The sequence below is a fragment of the Vibrio sp. V43_P6S15P86 genome, assembly GCF_009904725.1.
GTDB classification, from domain to species: Bacteria; Pseudomonadota; Gammaproteobacteria; order Enterobacterales; family Vibrionaceae; genus Vibrio; species Vibrio diabolicus.
In genome coordinates this window covers 1-21,350 of record NZ_WXWT01000349.1, presented here as the reverse complement: position 1 = coordinate 21,350, position 21,350 = coordinate 1, and the positions used below count along the sequence as shown (strand labels likewise).

At 48.2% G+C, this 21,350-nt stretch carries 15 protein-coding genes; 8 read left to right on the top strand and 7 right to left on the bottom strand.

Going from position 1 to position 21,350, the window contains the following annotated elements:
* Position 1 precedes the first annotated feature (1 nt).
* From CAG69_RS15760 to CAG69_RS15745, 4 genes are all read left to right on the top strand, one after another.
* Entirely contained in the window at positions 2-286 is a 285-nt protein-coding gene (locus tag CAG69_RS15760) for a co-chaperone GroES (protein ID WP_337247420.1), read from the top strand.
* A 33-nt stretch (positions 287-319) separates the two neighbouring features.
* A complete protein-coding gene (groL, locus tag CAG69_RS15755; RefSeq protein WP_005395280.1) occupies positions 320-1,918 on the top strand; it encodes a chaperonin GroEL in 1,599 nt (532 codons plus the stop codon).
* Positions 1,919-2,023: 105 nt separating this feature from the next.
* A complete protein-coding gene (locus tag CAG69_RS15750; RefSeq protein WP_161445059.1) occupies positions 2,024-2,233 on the top strand; it encodes a hypothetical protein in 210 nt (69 codons plus the stop codon).
* 154 nt (positions 2,234-2,387) lie between these two features.
* Positions 2,388-3,359 (top strand): leukocidin family pore-forming toxin, encoded by a 972-nt coding sequence (locus CAG69_RS15745; RefSeq protein ID WP_161445057.1) that lies wholly within the window; start codon positions 2,388-2,390, stop codon positions 3,357-3,359.
* A gap of 89 nt (positions 3,360-3,448) precedes the next feature.
* Here CAG69_RS15745 and CAG69_RS15740 read toward each other — a convergent pair whose 3' ends face one another.
* On the bottom strand, positions 3,449-4,060 hold the full coding sequence (locus tag CAG69_RS15740; protein ID WP_161445055.1) for a LysE family translocator: 612 nt from the start codon (positions 4,058-4,060) through the stop codon (positions 3,449-3,451).
* 109 nt (positions 4,061-4,169) lie between these two features.
* Here CAG69_RS15740 and CAG69_RS15735 point away from each other — a divergent pair, with 109 nt between their 5' ends.
* The 3 genes from CAG69_RS15735 (at position 4,170) to CAG69_RS15725 (ending at position 6,449) form a co-directional block, all read left to right on the top strand.
* Positions 4,170-5,060, top strand: a complete 891-nt coding sequence (locus tag CAG69_RS15735) for a LysR family transcriptional regulator (protein WP_161445053.1) — start codon at positions 4,170-4,172, stop codon at positions 5,058-5,060.
* A 59-nt stretch (positions 5,061-5,119) separates the two neighbouring features.
* Entirely contained in the window at positions 5,120-5,491 is a 372-nt protein-coding gene (locus CAG69_RS15730) for a VOC family protein (RefSeq protein ID WP_005395273.1), read from the top strand.
* A gap of 421 nt (positions 5,492-5,912) precedes the next feature.
* Complete coding sequence (locus CAG69_RS15725; protein WP_005463977.1) at positions 5,913-6,449, top strand: TetR/AcrR family transcriptional regulator; 537 nt, start codon at positions 5,913-5,915, stop codon at positions 6,447-6,449.
* Positions 6,450-6,523: 74 nt separating this feature from the next.
* Here the strand turns inward: CAG69_RS15725 and CAG69_RS15720 are convergent, their stop codons facing one another.
* Both CAG69_RS15720 and CAG69_RS15715 read right to left on the bottom strand, forming a co-directional pair.
* Entirely contained in the window at positions 6,524-7,966 is a 1,443-nt protein-coding gene (locus CAG69_RS15720) for a hypothetical protein (RefSeq protein ID WP_025442511.1), read from the bottom strand.
* 33 nt (positions 7,967-7,999) lie between these two features.
* A complete protein-coding gene (locus tag CAG69_RS15715; protein ID WP_161445051.1) occupies positions 8,000-9,565 on the bottom strand; it encodes a bifunctional metallophosphatase/5'-nucleotidase in 1,566 nt (521 codons plus the stop codon).
* A 278-nt stretch (positions 9,566-9,843) separates the two neighbouring features.
* Between CAG69_RS15715 and CAG69_RS15710 the strand changes: the two genes are divergently transcribed.
* Positions 9,844-10,914 carry an NAD(P)H-dependent flavin oxidoreductase gene (locus CAG69_RS15710; protein WP_161445049.1) on the top strand — a complete coding sequence of 357 codons (1,071 nt, stop codon included), beginning with the start codon at positions 9,844-9,846 and terminating at the stop codon, positions 10,912-10,914.
* A 31-nt stretch (positions 10,915-10,945) separates the two neighbouring features.
* Here CAG69_RS15710 and CAG69_RS15705 read toward each other — a convergent pair whose 3' ends face one another.
* From CAG69_RS15705 to CAG69_RS15690, 4 genes are all read right to left on the bottom strand, one after another.
* Entirely contained in the window at positions 10,946-13,426 is a 2,481-nt protein-coding gene (locus tag CAG69_RS15705) for a GH92 family glycosyl hydrolase (protein WP_161445048.1), read from the bottom strand.
* A gap of 89 nt (positions 13,427-13,515) precedes the next feature.
* Positions 13,516-15,972: a GH92 family glycosyl hydrolase gene (locus tag CAG69_RS15700; RefSeq protein ID WP_161445046.1), complete on the bottom strand. Its 2,457-nt coding sequence runs from the start codon at positions 15,970-15,972 to the stop codon at positions 13,516-13,518.
* Positions 15,973-16,116: 144 nt separating this feature from the next.
* Entirely contained in the window at positions 16,117-18,822 is a 2,706-nt protein-coding gene (locus CAG69_RS15695; protein WP_161445044.1) for a GH92 family glycosyl hydrolase, read from the bottom strand.
* A 47-nt stretch (positions 18,823-18,869) separates the two neighbouring features.
* Positions 18,870-21,290 carry a GH92 family glycosyl hydrolase gene (locus CAG69_RS15690; RefSeq protein ID WP_161445042.1) on the bottom strand — a complete coding sequence of 807 codons (2,421 nt, stop codon included), beginning with the start codon at positions 21,288-21,290 and terminating at the stop codon, positions 18,870-18,872.
* Positions 21,291-21,350 lie beyond the last annotated feature (60 nt).

The following is a 21,350-nucleotide window of genomic DNA, read 5'->3' as shown; positions in this document are numbered from 1 at the left end:
AATTCGTCCTTTAAATGACAAGCTAATTGTTGAAAGACAAGAGGTGGAAAATAAATCTGAAGGGGGAATCGTTTTAACTTCTCAGTCGGTGAAAAAATCAAACCGCGGGAAAGTCATTGCTGTTGGTTTAGGTAAACGCCTTGAAAATGGCGAACGCGCTGCGATGGAAGTCAAAGTGGGCGACCAAATCATTTTCAATGACGGTTACGGCGTGAAAACCGAGAAAATTGACGGCGCAGAATACTTGATTCTGTCCGAATCTGATGTGTTAGCAATCGTTGAGTAATTATTTTTGTAGTAGTTTTTTGAGGAGATAATTATGGCTGCAAAAGACGTATTATTTGCTAATGACGCACGTCAAAAAATGCTGAAAGGTGTGAACTTACTGGCGGACGCAGTAAAAGTGACACTAGGCCCTAAAGGCCGCAACGTTGTGCTTGATAAATCGTACGGCGCGCCAACGATCACTAAAGATGGCGTGTCGGTAGCGAAAGAAATCGAACTGAAAGACAAGTTCGAAAACATGGGCGCGCAAATGGTGAAACAAGTGGCGTCCAAAGCGAATGATGAAGCGGGTGACGGTACAACGACGGCTACTGTACTGGCGCAATCTTTCATCAACGAAGGTCTTAAAGCGGTAGCGTCTGGTATGAACCCAATGGACCTAAAACGTGGTATCGACAAAGCTACTGAAGCGGCGGTTGAGAAACTACGTGAAATGTCTAAGCCATGCAGCGACAAAGAATCCATCACCCAAGTGGGTAGCATTTCTGCAAATAGCGATCGCGCGATCGGTGAAATCATTGCAGAAGCGATGGAAAAAGTGGGTCGCAATGGCGTGATTACGGTGGAAGAAGGCCAAGGTCTAGACAACGAATTGTCTGTGGTTGAAGGTATGCAATTCGACCGCGGTTACTTGTCGCCATACTTCATCACTAACCAAGAAAATGGCAGCGTAGAGCTAGACAACCCTTACATCCTATTGGTGGACAAAAAAGTCAGCAGCATCCGCGAGCTATTGCCAGTGCTAGAAGAAGTGGCGAAATCTTCTCGCTCGCTATTGATCATTGCTGAAGACATCGAAGGTGAAGCGCTAGCGACATTGGTTGTGAACAACATGCGCGGCATCGTGCGTGCGACGGCGGTGAAAGCACCTGGTTTTGGTGACAACCGTAAAGCGATGATGGAAGACATTGCGGTACTAACCGCAGGTACGGTCATCTCTGAAGAAATCGGCCTAGAGCTTGAAAAAGCAACGCTAGAGCAACTAGGTAGCGCGAAGAAAGTGACCATCACCAAAGACACAACAACCATCGTGGGTGGTGCAGCAGAAGCAAGCGCGATTGCTGATCGTGTGGCTTCGATTGAAAAACAAATCGAAACAACCACTTCTCAATACGACAAAGACAAGCTTCAACAACGTGTTGCGAAGCTTTCTGGCGGAGTAGCGGTGATCAAGATCGGCGCTGCAACCGAAGTTGAGATGAAAGAGAAGAAAGACCGCGTGGACGATGCGCTACACGCTACTCGCGCAGCGGTTGAAGAAGGTATAGTCGCTGGTGGTGGTGTTGCCCTAACTAAGATCGCGAAAGAATTAGCGGATCTAAAAGGTGACAACGATGACCAAAACGTGGGTATCCGAGTTGCGCTACGTGCGATGGAAGAGCCTCTCCGTCAAATCGCAACTAACGCAGGTGACGAAGCTTCAGTCGTAGCGAATGCTGTCAAAGCGGGTGATGCCGATTACGGTTACAACGCTGCAACAGGTGAATACGGCAGCATGATCGAAATGGGTATCTTGGACCCTGCGAAAGTAACACGCTCAGCGCTTCAATTCGCAGCGTCTGTTGCTGGCTTGATGATCACCACTGAAGCGATGATCACCAACCACGTTGAAGACAAAGAACTTGATATCTAACGTTACCAATCGTTAGTGATTAAGTAGGCGTTAGAACAACAATAACATTGCAAAACCTAAGCGGGCTCGCTTGAGCCCGCTAATCAGTCATTTGAGGTAAGTGTTATGACCCGTTTACCCGCGTTTTCTTTCTCAATATCTGAGCCGAGCGGTAATGAAGCTTCGTCAACGTGGCCGACGGCTATTCACTTCCCCCTCGTTCCAGCTGGGCCAGAGTTTTCGATCGAAAATGCTCTGCCTAAACGTCAGACAGTGACGATATTCACTATCGATCTGTCTCAGTTATTTAAAAGGGACGCATGGGTCATTCATTAACTGCATCGAAACAGCCAGCGTAAGTTGGCTGTTTTTTTTCATTTCTGGGTGTAGGTCAAATTATTGATAATGTGAATCGTTTTCGTTTGATTGTCGCTACTTGTTCAATGTGTTAGCTTGGATTGGGACTGTTCCCAAGTAAGGTAATAAAATAATGAATAAGAAAATACTGCTTCCCTTAATGTTAGGGATTTCCGCTACTGCCGCTGCTTCTGATAACAAGGTTGTAGAAAGTGTCTTGATTGATGATATCGCGCTAGAAGGTTACGTGAAGAAAAGTTATGAGGTCGTGATGCAAAGCGAGCCTGAGCTTTTCCCGTACGAGTTTCGTGGTAGCCGTGTGCAGATGAAGTTACTGGTTGAGTTATTCCATAACTCAAAGAACGACAAAAAAGCGGCTCGCGTGATCACTCTAGGGAATGGTTATGTACCAGGTAAGCCGGGTGTAAAACACACTTTTGATGCAGCGATTGTTGACCGTTTTACTCAAAACTACCCAGTTTCGTTCGATTACAACATCTATCAAGCTGGTGGCACGCCTGTATTCAGTGAGGATTACTCACCGCAAAACGAAGCCAATGATGTTTCGGTATCGACAACCACGGTTGCACCGTCTATCGGCTTAACCGCGACTGCAACACCGGGCTCGGCACCAAGTTTTTCTGGCTCGTTGACGACCGATCTCGGTGTGGCTTATACGTCTCGTTACTCGAGTAAGGATTACGTCACCGCAGCCAAACCAAAGGCTTCCATGGAACGCGGTATGGGCGTTAAGTGGACCACCTCTCTTAGTCAGATTTACACCAACGACTACCAGTACTACGGTAAATGGGCGGGTGTTTACCACTACACAGGTTGTTCAAACGAAAACCTATTACCAGAAGAGAACTTGCCGCGTCTGATCTACGGCTTCAAACCGAAATTCCAGTACGTGTTCACACCAGAATTTGAGCGCGGAGAAGAGCCCAAAACGGAGATGATTGCACGAGCGGGCATGAAAGAAGTTGACGAAGGTTTTTCTCGCAATGCGTGTAACTGGTACGATCAAGGCACAACGAGCCACTATACTGAGGCGCAAATTCGCTTCACGATTGATTGGGATAAGCTCACCGTTATCACTCAATAAACGTTTCACTTATCAGACCTAAGGTTTGTGGATTGTAATGCGGCTCCAGTAGCCGCATTTTTTGTGTTCAAAATCTGACCGCAAACGTATTAAGCTTTTAAGCCCAGCATTGCGCCGAAAATGATCAATCCCGCCCCACATGCTTGATTGAGTCGATGCTTAATCTTCAACAAGAAGGCTTGTAGCTTGGGTGACGTGAATAAAACAGCAACGATAGAAAACCAAATACCATGCAGCGCAATCATATAAATCCCGTAAAACAAGGCGATGTGTTGCTGACTAGAGTCGGGAGAAATCACTTGGCTAAAAATACTCAGAAAAAACAGCATCGTCTTGGGATTGAGTAAATTACACAGAAATCCCTGCATGAAAAATCGCCACATTGAATACTCGCTCTGTTGAACGGTTTCTGAGTTTGATGCAGGTTGCGAGGAGAATATTCCTTTAATCCCAAGGTAGACAAGATAAGCGGCTCCAAGATAGCGCACGAGATTAAACAACCATTCATTTTGTGAAATTAAGTAACTGATCCCCAGCATGGAGTAAGCGATGTGGATGCTTATCGCCATGCTGATACCAATCGCACTGTATACGCCAGCTTCTCGTCCTTGATTTAAACTGTTTCTTAATACCAAAACAAAGTCTGCGCCAGGGCTAATAACAATAAGTACGCCCAATAGCGCAAGAGTTACAAATTCCATATCGGTTTCCTGTTTGAATGATGAAGTCTGTGATGTAGCGGAATTGTATGCGTCTTTGTTACTGACTATAATCGAAAAATATTCCCATATTGGTGAGAAAAACTCACAGATGCGTCACCTAAAATCTTTCTATGTCTTCCACGTTGCGGCGAGCTCTTCAAGCTACACTGAAGCGGCTGACAAACTGAACATCACCCACGGAGCAGTGAGTAAGCAGATCAAGCAACTTGAGCAATATCTGTCGCAACCTTTGTTTTTGAAAGAGGGCAGGAAAGCCGTGTTGACGGCAGAAGGTGAATTACTCAAGACATACACAAAAACGGCATTCCAAACGCTCGAAACAGGCGTGAATACGCTTATTCAAGAGAAGCATCAGCATCTTGAAGTGTCTTGTGAACCGACATTGACCATGCGCTGGTTGATGCCAAGGTTGGCCGCGTTTAATGATGAACACCGTGCTGATGTTCGTTTGTCGACGGCTGGTGGCCCGGTAACATTAGGTTCGACAGGGCTTTCGATGGCGATTCGTCGAGACGATTTTGCGCAGCATCACGATTACAACAAAACCATTCTTGTGGAAGAGTGGGTGGGGCCAGTATTTTCTCCTGAGTATTGGCAATCCATTCAAGACGATTTGGATGCAGTTCGATTGTTGAATAGCCAAACTAGACCGCATGCTTGGATGGATTGGCAGCAATCAACACGTTGTGAAACCTTCAACGGCAACACTCAGCAATCATTTGCGCATTTTTATTTTTGCATACAAGCCGCGGTGGATGGCTTAGGCGCGGCGATGGGATCGTATCCTTTTGTTATGGACGATATTAAGCGCGGTAATTTGGTCGCGCCATTTGGTTTTGTGCTATCAGGTTGCAATTATGTTTTATTGAGCCAAGATAAAAAGCGTACAGAACTCGAACATAAATTCATCACGTGGTTACAAACGCAAATGGTAGAGTGTGTACCACTACCATCGCAGCAAAATTCGCAAGGCGAATAGAAGGCGTAGAGCGTGATTACGTCAGTCAGTTTGGTGGATAAGGGCTTAGGAAATTGGAAATGGAAAACCTCAATATTGTTGAAATCAAATCATTTGTGCCAGCGAAAGATTACGCGCTCTCAAAACGTTTTTATGAGGCGATAGGCTTTGATATGGCGTCAGACTTCGGTGATGTGGCGTACTTCTCTCAAGGCAGTTGCGCGTTTCTTTTACAGAATTTTTATGAGCCAGAACATGGCAACAACTTCATGATGCACTTGCTCGTAGAAGACGCAGAAAGCTGGCATCAGCACTTATCCAAAGTGGGTCATGAAGAATTTGGTTCGCGTTTGACTGAGCTGGTCGAGCAACCTTGGGGCATGCGCGAATGTTGTTTGTTTGACCCTAGTGGCGTTTTATGGCGAATTGGTCAGAACATGAATACTGACTAACGCCAGTCTTATTTTCACCACATCTACGCGCAGGCATTGAGAGCTCGATATCTGCGCGTTTTCTTTTTTACTTAACCTTGCCAACGTTTTTCGCGCACTCACGCCTTTTTCGAGGTGGTGTGTGATGGACTGACCCCAAAAAGCTCCTCAAGCAACATGGCTTTGAGTTCTGCTCTGACTTCTGCCCCACCGATTAACGCCAAAAGTGCGAGTCCACCAGGTATGAGAATCACCATCAATATTGGTCTTAAAATATAAGAAAAGCAGAATATGGTCGGCAAGAAAATCAATCTTGGCCTAGTTTGTTTAATACGTACATGAGCGATTCCTTTTGTTTTTATATAAAAATTGAGCGCGCTCAATTTGTCAATGTCAGCCGCTCAAGGTATGATCCTTTCAGGCTCATTAAGCAGACACATCAATGACGAAGCGACAACAAACCAGAGACAAAATCCTAAAAGCCGCGTGGGCATCTTTTGCTCAGAATGGTTATGACATGACGACCACAAGGCAGATTGCGAGAGAAGCAGGAGTCGCCGATGGTACGGTGTTCAGCCACTTCCCGACCAAACTGTCGATTTTGCGCGAAGGGATGCTGACGCAACTGCAACAGATCAGCCAAGAGACGCTAGTCAGTGTGGAAGGTAAGACAGCTATCGACATTGGTTTGGCGCTGACGGAGAAATACTATCGCTACTATTTTGCGAACGTCGAGTTGAGCCGAGCCTTGTTGAAAGAGGTGATTTGGGATTTGGATTATTACCAGTCGTTTAACCAAGCTTTGTTTCAATCTGCGAGCGTAGGTTCTGTGCTTGAAGACAAAATGCCGTTGATTTTTGACTGCTACTTCATGACGCTAATCGCACATTTAAGCCGAGCAGAACCGGATGTTGAAGCCGCGCTTACAGATCTTCATGCTAAGTTTCGGCAAATCATTCCCATTGAATCACTTGGCTAATGGCTAAAAGTCGAATCTTAGATCCAGCATATTCAAACAACATCGGTTTTGATGAAGCCTTCTTGTTCGAGCGTTCAAAGGTGTACAGTAGCGTTTACCGAGCGGTTGATTGATTCGGCTATGCTATCGACGCGAGACAGGTCGATCTCATCCACCCCAACTTTTGGTGGTGATTGCATGGCTGAGTAGTTATAGAGAAATCGATAAATCGCTTGCCACTGTTTAATGCGCTGCAAACTCAAGTGGGCAGCGTAGCTTGGTGGTAACCATTGGGTATAACGGTTCCAAAACTCGCTGTTCCAATTCGGGTGTGTCGGGATTAATTCGTCTATCGATTCCGATGGTCTTGCGCTTTTTGGAGTCAGCCAACCCATCCCCACTTGCCAACTCCCATATTGATTTTGGATGTTTCCACGACGCCACGTTTCATCCCACCAACTCATCTTTTGCTTTGCACGATTTAAGCTCAGGTTTTCCTCACTTTGTCCAATATGGCAATAATAGAGTTGCGTCGTGCCCCGCTTAATGGCGGAGGTAAAAGCGGTGATCGCTGCCCCTCGTAAAAAGCTTTCATGTTCGAGGACAAAGCGTTTTGGCACTTTGTTAGCAAAGTATTTCGCCAAGTTTTGCATGTGCGCGTGCGCAGCAAAAACTGGGCGAGTGAGTAGCACTTCTTTTGATTTCGCGTGCGAACCATCGCAGTAAGCGAGTTGGTCAAATTGGCTGCGGCTAAGAATTTTGTCGTAAGTGCGCTGTGCTTGGAGAAATACATCTGATTCGTTTGGCGCTTCTTCTTGCTGCGTTAATTGGTAACGGCTTTGCTCCCAAAGCGGTTGAGGAATGACGTGCTCTGACATCTCTGTCTGAGGAAACCAAGCGTTGTCACTGAGCAAAAGCACGTAACCCGTTTGGGCATCGGCGCTGCATAGTGTCCAAATATGCGCTGCACGTTGTTCTCGACCATGGTGGCGAAAACCAGAGCGCGCCACTTGAACAAAGGAACGAGTTTGGATATTCGAGAACGATAAGTGACGTTCGTATAAGCGACTAAAAGTGTCCAGCATACTTGCCAAACGTTCAAGATATTGTGAAAAACGGCGATGATTCAAGCCCAATTTATACTGTAAATCTTTGGGTGAAACCTCGGCCAATAGAGCATCAAGCAGTGGTTGGAGTGTGTGGGATTCTTTGTTCGGGTTCAGCAGCGTTGCGGTTTTTTGACAGCAGCGACACTTTACTCTTGGGCTACCGACGGCGGTTCTCCCGTAACGTTGCCAAGCAGGTAATCGGCATTCGCAATGAGGCAATAGCTTCAACTCAAAGGTTTGCTGTTGTAGTTGATGAGCCAATGCGAGTATCGGCTCGTTAATCAAAACCGGAGGATAAGCACCACACTCAGGGCAATGCCACGCATCGTAGCCAAGCCGATTTGAGCGCGAATACAAACTGAGATCAGGTACGCCGCAATTAGGGCAGCCAAATGATTTACAGCCATTGTATTCTCGACGAAAAGTCATGGTGCTTATCCTTTGAGGTTATTTGTCAGAGACTCACTCTTTGACACTGACATCCACTTGGCGACCCAGCGCCGGAACGATAACGTCTTTCTTGGCTTTAAATTGGTCAATCAATACTTGGGTGACTGAATCACCTTGCGACTCTAACGTGCCTTTTTCAAATACATGATAACCGTCGCCCCCGCTCGCTGCGTAAGAGTAAGTGGCCACTTTGTATGATTGCGAGTCGTTCACTGGTTTGCCATTTACGTTCAGGCTGAGCAGGCGTTTACCTTGCGGTTTTGCGTTGTCGTAGTGCGCTTCAATACCGGAGAATTGTGCCAGACCGTAAGGCAAGGTGTAGCTGTACTCCAACAGTTCTTTCAACTGTGCGCCGTTGAGTTTTACGACGGAAAGTTTATCTGTGAATGGGAAAAGATCCATTACGTTTTCCATCGTTACTGGGCCTTTGTTAAGGTCAACGCGAATACTGCCCGAGCTGATCATACCCACATCTGCTTTAGCGGCTTCGCGCATCATATCTGCTACTAAATTACCTACGTTGGATTCGCGGTAATAACGTCGGTACGCCGTGTCATTAATGGTTGCCAACTGCTGACCAAGCTCTGGGTATTGTTTGCGAGCATTGGCGATAAGATCGCTGGTTTTCTTGTCGCATTCAAGCTTGTCTGACTCGACAGGGATCAGTTTTCCGTCCAGCAGTTTTACGTCGTGCTTTTCGGTGTCTACTGCAAATTTAGTGTAACCCAAGTATTTACCTTGACCGAAAGTGAGACCGATAACTGTGCCCGTTTTTGGATGCACGACAGGCTTCCATAAGCCATGGTCAGAGTGGCCGCCAAAAATCACATCGACCCCTTTTAGCTTGCCTGCCATGTCGTAATCTTCATCAAAGCCGCGTTGCACTTCGGGATCGGCTTCTTTGTCGGTTTGCATTGGTGCCGTTTTATTTTGGTGTGTGAGCACGACAACCATGTCCACTTCGTCGCGGATCTTATCAACCCAGAACTGAGTGGTTTTGATTGGATCGTCGATAGTCAGCCCTTTGCGATTACCTTTCCACATGGTGTTGTAGAAGGCATCAACGCCCATTACCCCAATCACACCGACACGAATGCCATCGCGTTCAACAATGGTATATGGCGAAGCAAAAGGCGCATTGTTTTGCTCAAACTTGATGTTGGCATTGAGCACGGGGTAGGCGGCTCTTGGCATGTTCTCTTTCAAGGTTTGCCAGCCGTATTCAAATTCGTGGTTACCGAGTGTTATCGCGTCGTAGCCCATCGCACTGTACAAATCGAAAGAGAGCTTGCCTTGCGTTTTTTTCGCGAGTGAACCAGTGAAAATGTCCCCCGCATCGAACAAGAAACTGGTCTCCTCTTGCGCGCGGGTTTGTTTGATCAGTGTGGCAAGGTAAGGAATACCGCCAATGCGGCTAATGTCTGGATTCCAAAATGCGTCAACGGGCTCATAAACGCTTTCAATGTCATTGGTGTGCAGCAACGTGACGTTGCGAATTTCCGCAAAGGAAGAAAATGACACACCGATAGAGAACGCCGCTAACGCATACAGCAACGGCTTTTTAGAAAATGTCTTCATAGTTGATCCGGTAAAAGTTGAGTAAGAAGTAAGGTTTCGCGAAACAGAGCAACTTTAAAAAAGCACGTAACTCAGGCGATTGAATTGGATCACATAAATTCATGTCAGTAATCGCTAATTGACGCGGAATATCATTTTGAGTGGGCGTTGAGTGCACAGAAATAACAACGCAGTTGGGTGAAAATTAGCCGATATGAGATAGTGGACATATTGATGCGCACTAGTGAAAACTCGCATAAAACAACAAAAATTCAGTTGGACGAACTCAAGGAAGAACGATGAAAAACAACGCATTTAATGCACTTTTGGGGACAGAGTTACCGGTTATTCAAGCCCCAATGGCTGGCGTGCAAGATAGCCAAATGGCCATTGCAGTGAGTAATGTTGGCGGGCTTGGCTCGTTACCTTGTGGAATGCTGAATAAAGACGCCATCGTTAAAGAACTTCAACTTATTCAACAGGCGACCAATCGACCATTCAACCTCAACTTCTTTTGCCATGAAATGCCGGAATACGACGCTAACAAGCACGAAGAGTGGCAAAAAACGCTGCAACCGTATTTTGCTGAAGTTGGTGCAACCGTACAGGCTCAGCCAAACGCTCCGACAAGGATGCCTTTCAATCATGATATTGCTGACGCGATTGAACCATTTGCACCGCCAGTGATCAGTTTCCACTTTGGTTTGCCTGCCGATGACTTGTTAGCGCGAATTAGAGGTTGGGGAGGGAAGATCCTTTCGACAGCGACCACGGTGGATGAAGCACTATGGCTGGAAGCAAAAGGCGTTGACGGCATTATCGCCCAAGGCTTGGAGGCAGGTGGACACCGAGGCATGTTTTTACCGGATGATTTATCTACTCAATTAGGCTTGATGGCGTTGTTACCGCAAATCGTCAAGCGCGTGAATTTGCCTGTTATTGCAGCAGGAGGAATTGCCGATAGAAATGGTGTAGAAGCCGCGCTGAAGTTAGGGGCAAGTGCCGTGCAGGTTGGCAGCGCCTATTTGTTGTGTGATGAGGCGAAAACATCGTCTTTACATCGATATGCCATTGCCAGTGAGCGCGCGCAGCATACGGCGGTGACCAATGTTTTCTCGGGCAGGCCAGCACGAGGCATTGTGAATCGCGCGATGTCGGAGCTAGGTTACATCTGTGAGTCTGCGCCGAAATTCCCATATGCGTCCATTGAAATGACTCAGTTAAGAGCGCTTATGGAGAAGCAAAACCGAGATGAATTTACGCCGTTGTGGTGCGGACAAAATTCATCGGGTTGCAAAGAAGTTTCGGCAGCAGAAATGACACTGTCATTAGTGGAAGGGATTGATTTGAGCTTATGTTCCTCAGACTGATTTGGCCTGAGGAACACATTTCAAGTGAAGGTTATTGAGGCGCTTTCATCGCTTCAGATTGCTCTCCTGTCATCACGAAGTGCAACTCGCCACCCGGTTTGAACTCGGAGTGGTCGAAGAAGAAACCTTTATCCAAAGCTTTGCCATTGATGGTGACAGACTTGATGTACATGTTGTCATCGGCGTTGTTCTCTGTGGTGATGGTGAACGTGCCGCCTTTCACCGGAATCACCGCTTTGTCGAATAGCGGACGACCCACAGTGTAAATAGGTTCTGCTGCGTTCACTTGGTAGAAGCCTAATGCAGACATCACATACCAAGCGGACATGGCGCCCACGTCTTCGTTACCAACTACGCCTTCTGGGGCAGCGAAATACATGTCATCAAGAATGTGGTCGACGACTTGTTGCGTCTTCCATGGTTCTGCGGTCCAGTTGAATAGGTAAGGAATGTGGTGTGAAGGCTCGTTACCAAACGCAACTTGACCAATCAAACCAGACATATCCGGTGTTTCAGTGCCTTGGCTTTCTGCGGTGAAGGTTGCTTCTAGGTTTTTCTGGAACTCAGCATCGCCACCCATGATGGTTTTTAAGCCCGCGATGTCATGCGGTACAAACCAAGTCCACTGCCACGCGTTACCTTCGGTGTAGTTGCCTGTTTCGTGTTCTGTGCCGTATGGGTCGAATGGCGTCATGAAGGTTTCATCAATCATCACTGGGCGCATAAAGCCCGTCACGCCATGTTCTGCGTATTCTGTTGGGTTGTAATCGAAGTATTTTTTGTAGCCTTTTGAGCGTTCAAGGTATTGCTCTTCCACTTTAGTATCACCGGCTGCTTTGGCAATTTGTGCGATAGCCCAATCGTAGAACGCGTTTTCTAGACCGTAAGAAACAGACTCAACCGTGTAGTCTTCAAATACTGGTTCACCATCGACACGCTGGATAGCAGGCGTGAAGCCGTTTTTCTCAATGTAGTCGATGTGCTTGGTTAAAGTGCGATCCAATACGCCCTGATCCCAATCGGCTTGCAGTACCGGGTAGTTGCCGTAAGTCGAAGAGTCGATCGCGGCTTTCAGCGCCAGCTCTTTCTCTTGTTGAGTAAACTCTTCTGGGAACTTGGTCATTGCATCCGCAATCACTGCTACCGCTGGGTAGCCAACCATGGTGCCTGTTTCGTCACCTAAGTGCTCCCATTTCGGCAGCAAGCCGCTTTCAGTGTACTTCTGAACTAGGTTCTTCGCGTATTGCACCGCGCGAGTTGGCTCTGTGATGGTTTTTAGTGGGTGTAATGCACGTTGGGTATCCCATAGAGAGTAAACCGAGAAGTTTGGCTGTTCTTCCGTTGCTTGACCGTAAGCGATGGAGTATTCCCCTTCGCCTTCACGAATCGAGCCTTTGCCCATGCCACGGAATCGACCATCCACGTCTTGATGCACCATAGGCGCAATCTTGGTGTGGTAAAGCGCAGTGTAGAAGATCTCTTTCTGATCTTCCGTGCCCCCTTCAATTGAGAAGTTGAGTGCTTTAGCCCATTTCTCGCGTGCATTGTTACGCGCAGTATCGAAAGAGACATTCGCTTCGGCATCGTAGTTGTTTTCTGCGCCTTGTGGGTCAACCGCAGATAACGCCACTTGCGCATTCAACTCTTGTGAGCCTTCATCTTCAAATTCGATGTAGGCAGTGACGTCCGCTTTGACACGCTTAACAGGATTACCTTGGTCATCGTAAATCAATTCAGAAACGTGCTCTGCCGTTAGGCCGTCAACAGGCTTACCATTGGCAAGGATGTAGACGTCTTTGATCTTCTTATCGAAAGTCGCATAGAAGAAGACTTTTTGGTTTTTCGCCCAACCAGAGAAGTGTGCTGCATCGCGCTCGCCCGTGATGGTATGACCGTCTTCGCTCACCGTCAGTTTGTTGCGCAGAGAGGTCGAACCCCAATCACTGTTAAGGATGGAGTTGAGGTCTATCTTCAGACGTTGTGGTTGACCTTGTGGGTAGGTGTAGCGGTGGAAGCCGACACGTTCAGACGCTGTAAGTTCAGCTTTGATACCGTTCTCTGCAATCTTCACAGAGTAGTAACCCGCTTCTGCCACTTCTGAGGTTTTGTCCATCTTGACCGAAATCGCTTCGCGGTAGTCGTCGCTGTCTTCTATGTACTTGGCTTTGTCTTCGGTAAACGGCAGGAACAAAATGTCACCTAAGCCGCCCATACCCGTGCCAGATAGGTGAGTGTGGGAGAAGCCAAATAAGGTCTTTTTATCAAAGTGGTAACCTGATGAAGAGTGCCAGCCGATCAGCTCGGTATCTGGAGAAAGTTGTACCATGCCTTCTGGCACGACAGGACCCGGGAAGGTGTGTCCGTTAAAGCCGGTACCAATGAATGGGTCGACGTATTTTAGGTTGGAAGTATCGACGCTTGGTGAGGTGTTATCGTCGTCATCGTTGCAGCCAGCCAAACCAATAACACTCGCAATCACTGCGGTGGCGATAGCGGTTTTCGTAAAGTTCATAATCTTGATTCCTTAGGCAGGAAGCGCGTCACTTCCTGCCACTGAGTTAATCTATCTGCTTATTCTTTAAACACGAATTACATAAAACGTTACTGAGCTTGAAGCGCTTCTTGCTTGTCACCCGTCATGACGAAGTGAAGCTCGCCGCCCGCTTTGATTTCGCTGTGCTTGAAGGTGAAGTTGGCATCCAGCGGTTTGCCGTTGATGGTTACGGACTTCACGTACTTGTTGTGTGGGCTGTTGTTGTCTGCAATGACGTTGAACTCGCCGCCTTCCACTGGAATGGTGATTTCATCAAACATAGGGCGACCGATGGTGTAGACCGGATCCGCAGGCGTCACTTGGTAGAAGCCCATTGCCGACATCAAGTACCAAGAGCTCATCTGACCCACGTCTTCGTTGCCAATCAAGCCAGTTGGCTCGCTGGTGTACATCTCTGACATGATGCGGTCTAGGTACTCTTGCGCTTTCCATGGCTCATCCGTTAGCGCGTATAGGTAAGGAATGTGGTGCGATGGCTCGTTACCATGCATGTACTGACCGATGTAACCCGTTAGATCTGGCAGCTCTTCACCTGTGTTTGAAGAACGCGCGTTGAATAGTTCGTCCAAGTCTTCACGGAAGGCTTTCTCTGGTGTGGTGTCTTTGCCTTGCGCCAAGTCTGCTTGGTAGATTTCTTGTTTCAGACGGTTGAAATCGTGCATTGGTTGGAACTTCCATTGCCACGCGTTCCCTTCGGTGTAGGCAAACTCGTCCACGTAGTAAGGGTCGAATGGTAGCAATGGGCATTTCTCTTTCATCACACCTGAGCCTTCTGGCCACTCAACCATTTCACACTCATCCAAACGCTCTTCATCAATCGGTTGGTTGAACTCCAAAGGCGGTTTGTTTGGTGATGAGCTTAGCGGGTGGTTTTTCGGACGTAAGAAGCCTGTCTCTGCATCCCAATGGTTAAGCCAGTTGTCGGCACGAGTCATAAACTCTTCTTGCAGTTTTACATCGCCAGCCATGCGCGCGATTTCTGCCATGGCCCAGTCGCCATATGCAAACTCAAGCGTGTAAGACGCACTGTTCCAGTAACCGTGATGAACAAAGCCGTTTTCTTCGTACACCTTCACTTGCACAACGTTTGCTGCGCCGATGTTGTTGTCTTCCGTCCAATCTGGGAATTCAGATGCCTCGTGGTAACGCACCGTAAACTCAGCCGCTTCTTTGGCCAGTTGTGGGTCGATGTCTAAGCCTTTCGCCATCGCGTCAGCAATAATAGAAACCGCAGGGAAACCGATCATAGTGCCCGTGTAATGGCTGTGCAGTTCCCATTTCGGCAAGATGCCACCGTCTTCGTATTTACGAATCAGGTCGTTGGCAAACTCTTCGGCACGTTCTGGATCGATGATGGTTTTCAGTGGGTGCGCTGCACGGAAAGTATCCCACATGGAGTACACGGAGTAGTTTGGTGTGTCGCCCGCGTCTTTTTGAATGCGAGTACGCATCGCAGGGTATTGGCCGTCGACATCTTGGAAAATCATTGGAGCAATAGAGGCGTGGTAAAGCGCAGTGTAGAAGATCTCTTTCTGATCTTCCGTGCCGCCAGATACCATCATGCGGCTAAGCTCTTGGTGCCATGCGTCGTTGGCTTGAGCGCGCGCAGTATCAAATGACACGTCTTTTGCTTCTGCTTCTAGGTTCTTCTCTGCACCTTCCGTGCCTGTTGGTGACAAGCCTACTTGGATTTCTAACGGTGTTGATGATGGTGCGAATTCTAGGTAAGCGATGGTTTTCACTGCGTCGATGTTGTCGTTGTTTACATCGATTTCGGTTTCTGCGCCGTCAACCAAAGCAATGGCTTTGACGATAGGTTGGTTGAAGGTGGCGTAGAAGTAAACGTGCTGGTTGTTCGCCCAGCCATTCGAGCTACGTAAACCGCGAATGGTGTAAGCGTCGATGAACTCCAAATCACCCTTCATGGTGCGGTTGTTGAAGTGACCTTTATTGAGAGTGTGGTCTAAATCGAACTTGATGTGTGGCGTAGTGCCTTCTTTGAAGGTGTAGCGGTGGAAGCCAACACGTTGCGTGGTGGTTAGCTCGGCTTTGATTTCGCCTTTGTTCAGTTCAACTGCGTAGTAGCCCGCTTCTGCCGTTTCGTTGTCTTTATCGAAGGTGTTGAAAACGGCGTTTTCTTTCTTGGTGAAAGGCAGAACTAAGATATCACCAAGGTCGGTAATGCCTGTGCCAGAAAGGTGAGTGTGGGAGAAGCCATACACTGGGATTTCAGTCAACTTGCCGTGGTCGAAGTAACCGGCGGCAGAGCCCCAGCCTTCCATTTCGGTATCAGGAGAAAGTTGCACTAAACCGTAAGGCACAACCGCCCCAGGGAAGGTGTGACCATCTGCGCCTGTACCAATCAATGGATTGATGTATTGGGTTAGCGTGGTGTCGAGGGATGGTGTTCCAGATTTGCTGTTGTCGTCATCACTGTTACAACCAGCAAGACCAAACATGGCAGCGAGAATAGCGGTAGAGATAAGGGTTCTTTTTAGTTTCATTTTTATGGTTCCACAGAAGTGAAGGTTCTACAGAAAATAAGGGGCGAGGGTGTACCCCTTTATCCCCGCCCCACTTGACGTTGCAACGATGTCGCCTAGTTACAACGCCAAGTAGTTTGGGGGTGTTATTTGAGTGGGTGTCAGCTACAGCGCTTTCATCGCTTCAGATTTGTCTGAAGTCATGACGAAATGCAGTTCACCACCGTCTTTCAAATCGCTGTGCGCGAAGCTGAAGTTGCCACTCAATTGTTTGCCGTTGATGGTCACCGACTTCACGTAGATGCTCTCTTGGCTGTTGTTTTCTGAGGTGATGGTGAATTTACCGTCCGCGACTGGAATCACGGCTTTGTCGAACAGAGGACGACCGATGGTGTAACTTGCTTCGCCCGGCGTGACTTGGTAGAAGCCCAATGCAGACATCACATACCACGCCGACATCTGACCGACGTCTTCGTTGCCAATTAGACCTTCATGCGTTGGGTGGTAGAACTCGTTCATCGCTTGGTCGACGATTTCTTGTGTCTTCCAAGGCTCTGCCGTCCAGTTGTAGAGGTAAGGCACGTGGTGATCAGGCTCGTTACCCATCACGAACTGACCGATGTAACCCGACATGTCGTGTGATTGGCTCGTATCGGCGTTGGAGTCCGCATTAAACAGCGCATTTAAGTTAGCGAGGAATGCCGCTTTGCCTTGTTCGGTTACGTCTTCAGGAAGAGAGAAGTCAGTGCGGTCGATGTGCTCGCCACCCATCACGTTGGCCAGACCGTTCAAGTTGTGTGGTGCAAACCATGTCCATTGCCACGTGTTGCCTTCGGTGAAGTCTTCGCCTCGGTGCTCAGCACGGTAAGGCCAGAACACGTCACTTTCATTCAGCGCTTTGCGGTCTTTACAGGCGTTGTAGTCCATACCGTCTGGGATAGACAACGCCATGTTCTCGTCCAAACATTCGGCTTTCAGGTTGTTTGCCCAAACTTTGCTGCCGCTGTTCATGTAAGCCGGACGCATAAAGCCCGTCGCACCCAATGCGTTGCCTTTGGTGTCTTGCAGTTTGCCGTATTGCTCTGGGTTGTAATGGAAGTAGTTCTTGAACGATTCTGAGCGCGCCATGTAGCGGTCATACTGCTGGTCGTTGCCCGCAAGTTTAGCGATCTGAGCGATACACCAGTCGTAGTATGCGTTCTCAAGACCGTAAGACACCGACTCGTTCACGAGCTCGTCGTACTTATCGACTTTCAAGCCTTCCACGTAACCCGGTTTGTCACCAGAATCCGGCGCCCATTTGGTGTTAGCTGGAATAAAGCCGACGTCTTCTTGGTAGTCGTTATGACGGGTCATGACCGTGAAGCGTTTGTCACCGTTCCACGCGTCTTGGTAAGGCACCCAGCTCTCTGTTTTATCAAGGTTGAAGTTGACCGTTTCGTCAGCAGCTTTCAGTGCCAAATCAAACTCGGCAGCAGTAAAAGCTTCTGGGTGTTTGACCATGATATCGGCAATAACCGAGACCGCAGGGTGACCGACCATTTCACCGGTGTAATCCGAGTGCAGTTCCCATTTTGGCAGCACGCCGCCCGTTTGGTATTTGTTCAATAGATCGCGTGCGTGTTCAATCGCGCGGTCTTTATCGATGATGGTTTTCAGTGGGTGTGCCGCGCGGAAGGTATCCCACATTGAGTACACTGAGTAGTTCACTAAGCCATCTTCTGCTTGGTGTACTTTGCCATCCATGCCACGGTATTTGCCATCCACGTCTTGGTATAGGAATGGAGCAACAAACGTACGGTAGAGCGAGGTGTAGAACATGGTCTTGTCGGCTTTGTTGCCGCCTTCCAGCTCAAACTCGCCAAGGATATTTTCCCAAGCCACGCGGTTTTGTTGTACGACATTGTCGAAGTCCCAACCGTTAGTGTCTGCTTCTAGGTTTTTCAGTGCGCCGTCAACGCCAGTGCCAGAAATCGCTACTTTGACCACCAATGGCTCATCGCTTTTACCAAAGTTCAAATGCGTCAGGACATCGTTTGCGCGTTTTGCCAAACGTTCTGGGTCAGGTTCTGGTTCGCCCGGCATTGGTTTGTGCTCTGCGTAACCACGGTAATCTTCCAAGCCGACTTCGGTAGCGTCGGTTGGAGTCAGTTTGCTTTCAGAAGCCAGCTTGGTGTACAGGTTCTCTTCAATGATTGGATCAGAGAATTCTGCTGCGAAGAACACGGTTTGCCATTGACCCCATTCGTTTGAGGTACGCGCGCCTACGACTGTGGTGTCGTTAACGCGTTTGTAGTAGATGCTGCGAGAGTGGTTGCCGTATTGTTCCAACAGTTCGTGTTGCAGGTCGATACGCACTTTGCGGTCTTCACCCGGTTTGAAGGTATAACGTTGGAACGCCACGCGGTCGGTTGCCGACAGTTCTGCTTTTACACCTGTTTCAACAAGGTCAACCGAGTAGTAACCAACTTCTGCCACTTCCGAGCTTTTATCCATGGTCACGGCATCGGTATTAAAGCCTGTGTATGGCAAGAATGCGAAGTCGTTTAGGTCGCCTTTACCTGCGCCGGAAATGTGGGTCATTGAGAAGCCAGAAAGCAGGCTGTGCACAGGATCGTATTCAACAGGCGAGCCTTTCCCATTCCAACCGTTTGGATCGAAGTTATCTGGTGACGGTTGAATCATACCTTCTGGCATCACTGGAGACGGGTTGACGTTGCCAAGACCTTTAGTGCCGATCAAGGTATCAACGAATTCCAAAGTAGGGGTAGAGATAACTGGAGTTTCTGGATCAGAGTCGCTGCCACAACCAGCAAGACCAAGCATGGCGGTTAACACTGCAGTAGAGAGTAGGGTTCTTTTTAGTTTCATTGTTTTTATTCCACGAGAAAAGGGGACACGAGGTCCCCTCAAAATCATTATTCGCCTAGGTTGGCTTGCATTGCTTCAGACTTGTCAGCTGTCATCACGAAGTGCAGTTCGCCGCCTGCTTTGAATTCGCTGTGCTGGAAGGTGTTGTACACATCCAAAGGCTTACCGTTGATGGTTACTTCTTTGATGTACATGTTGTCTGGACCGTTGTTCTCAGCCGTTACCGTGAAGGTGCCAGAGCCAATGTCTACCGTCGCTTTGTCGAAGATTGGACGACCGATGCTGTAGGTTGGATCGGTTGGCGAGATTTGGTAGAAGCCCAGTGCTGACATCAAGTACCACGCCGACATTTGACCTACGTCTTCGTTACCGATGATGCCGTCTGGCGTCGGTTTGTAGAACTGGTCGTAAACTTGGTCTAGGTATTCCTGTGCCTTGTAAGACTCTTCAGTACGGTTGTACAAGTAGATGACGTGGTGCGAAGGCTCGTTACCGTGAATGTACTGACCGATGTAGCCTGTCATGTCTTGGTGCGCTTCGCCGCCATTTGGATCGGCAGTAAATAGGTTGTTCAGCTTGTCGTTCAGACCTTGCGTGCCGCCCATGATTTCAGTCAGCTTGTCTAAGTCTTGCATGAACGCCCATTGCCACTGCCACGCGTTACCTTCTGTGTAGTAGAACGCGTCAGATTTGTAAGGGTCGAAGTCAGTTGAAGCGTATTTCAGTGCACATGGGTCACCTTCTTTCAGTTCTGTTGGTACAAAGAAGCCCGTGCTGTCTGCGTTACCTGCTTCTGCATCCCAGTGTTTCAAAGAGTTGTAAGAACGAGCTTTGAACTCTTCATACGCGTCCATATCGCCAGCAGCTTTCGCCATTTCTGCGATCGTCCAATCGTAGAATGAGAATTCCAACGAGTACGATACTGAGTTCCAGTTCGGGTAACGAACACACTGTTCTTTCTCGTGGTAGTTCAACTGACCTGCCATAAGTGAGCTTAGGATGTCGTCATGAATCTGTGGGTACTCATGCGGTGTGTAACGCGCTGATTTCACTGATGCGGTGTAAGCTTGCTCTGCATCAATCAAGCCTTTGGTTACCGCATCGCCTAGAATCGCTGCCGATGGGTAGCCGATCATGGTGCCAGTTTCTGAGCCGTGACCTTCCCATTTCGGCAATAAACCAAACTCGTCGTTGGATTTACGAATCAAGTCTTTCACGTAAAGCGTTGCTTGATCTGGGTCGATGATGGTCCACATTGGGTGAACCGCGCGGAACGTATCCCACGTTGAGTAAATCGAGTAGTTTGGTGTGTCGCCATCTTTCAGTGTGCGCACTGTGCCAAGCATATCCACGTATTGACCATCCACATCGTAGAACTCGATTGGTGCGATCATCATGTGGTACATGCCAGTGTAGAAGTTGGTTTTCTCTGCGTCTGTGCCGCCTTCAACTTTGATTTTTGCTAGTTTCTCAGCCCACGCGTATTCTGCGTCTTCTTTTACTTTTGCTAGATCGAAACTTGGTGCTTCTGCTTCTAAGTTTTTCTGTGCGCCTTGCCAGTTAACTGGAGAGATACCGACGCGGATTTCAATTGGCTCTTCGCCTGTGCCGAAGTTTAGGTAAGCGGTCAGATCATCGCCTGAGTAAACCGCACCATTACGCATTTCGCGCGTTGGTTCTAGGTCTTGTTCGCCTAACAGTGCTTTGGCGATTGGTTGGTTGAATTTCGCGTAGAAGAAGATGTCCTGACCTTGGTGATCTTGCCCTTGGAACCAGCCTGTTGAGGTTTTACGACCGCGAATGGTGTATTCGTCTACCACTTCTACTTTGTTCTTCAAAGACTTGCCGTTGTTGTTCATTAGGGTATGACCTAAATCGAACTTCACGTTACGGTCAGCGCCACCAGCAAAGGTGTATTTGTGCAAACCAACGCGTTTGGTTGCGCTTAGTTCTACTTCGATTTGACCTTGGTTTAGCTTGGTTTTGTAGTAGCCTGCGCTTGCTTCTTCATTGGCTTTGTCGAAAGAGTTCAGCTGTGTGTTCGCCATGTCTGCGTAAGGCAGAACCAAGATGTCGCCTAAGTCTGTTGCGCCTGTACCTGAAAGGTGAGTATGGGAGAAGCCGTACAGCGGAACGTCAGTGTTAACCACTTCGCCAGTTTCGTAGTTAGATGAATCCCAGTAGCCAGAAGCCGAGTGCCAAGGGTTAAGCCCTGATTCGTGGTCTGTGTTAGAGCCGATGAAAGTATCTGGAGACAGTTGAACCATACCTGCCGGTACCGTCGCCCCCGGGAATGTATGACCAGAAGCTGCTGTGCCGATCATAGGATCGACGTATTTCAACACCGCGAGATCAACAATTGGATCGCCAGGCAGTGAAGAGGAAGAATCGTTGTCGCTGTTACAGCCAGCCAAGCCACCCGTCAGACCAACCAGGATAGCCAAAGAGATAAGATTACGTTTAAACATGTGCATACCGTTTTGTCGTTATTCGTATATAAAAAGTGTTTATAAGAGACTGTTTATAAG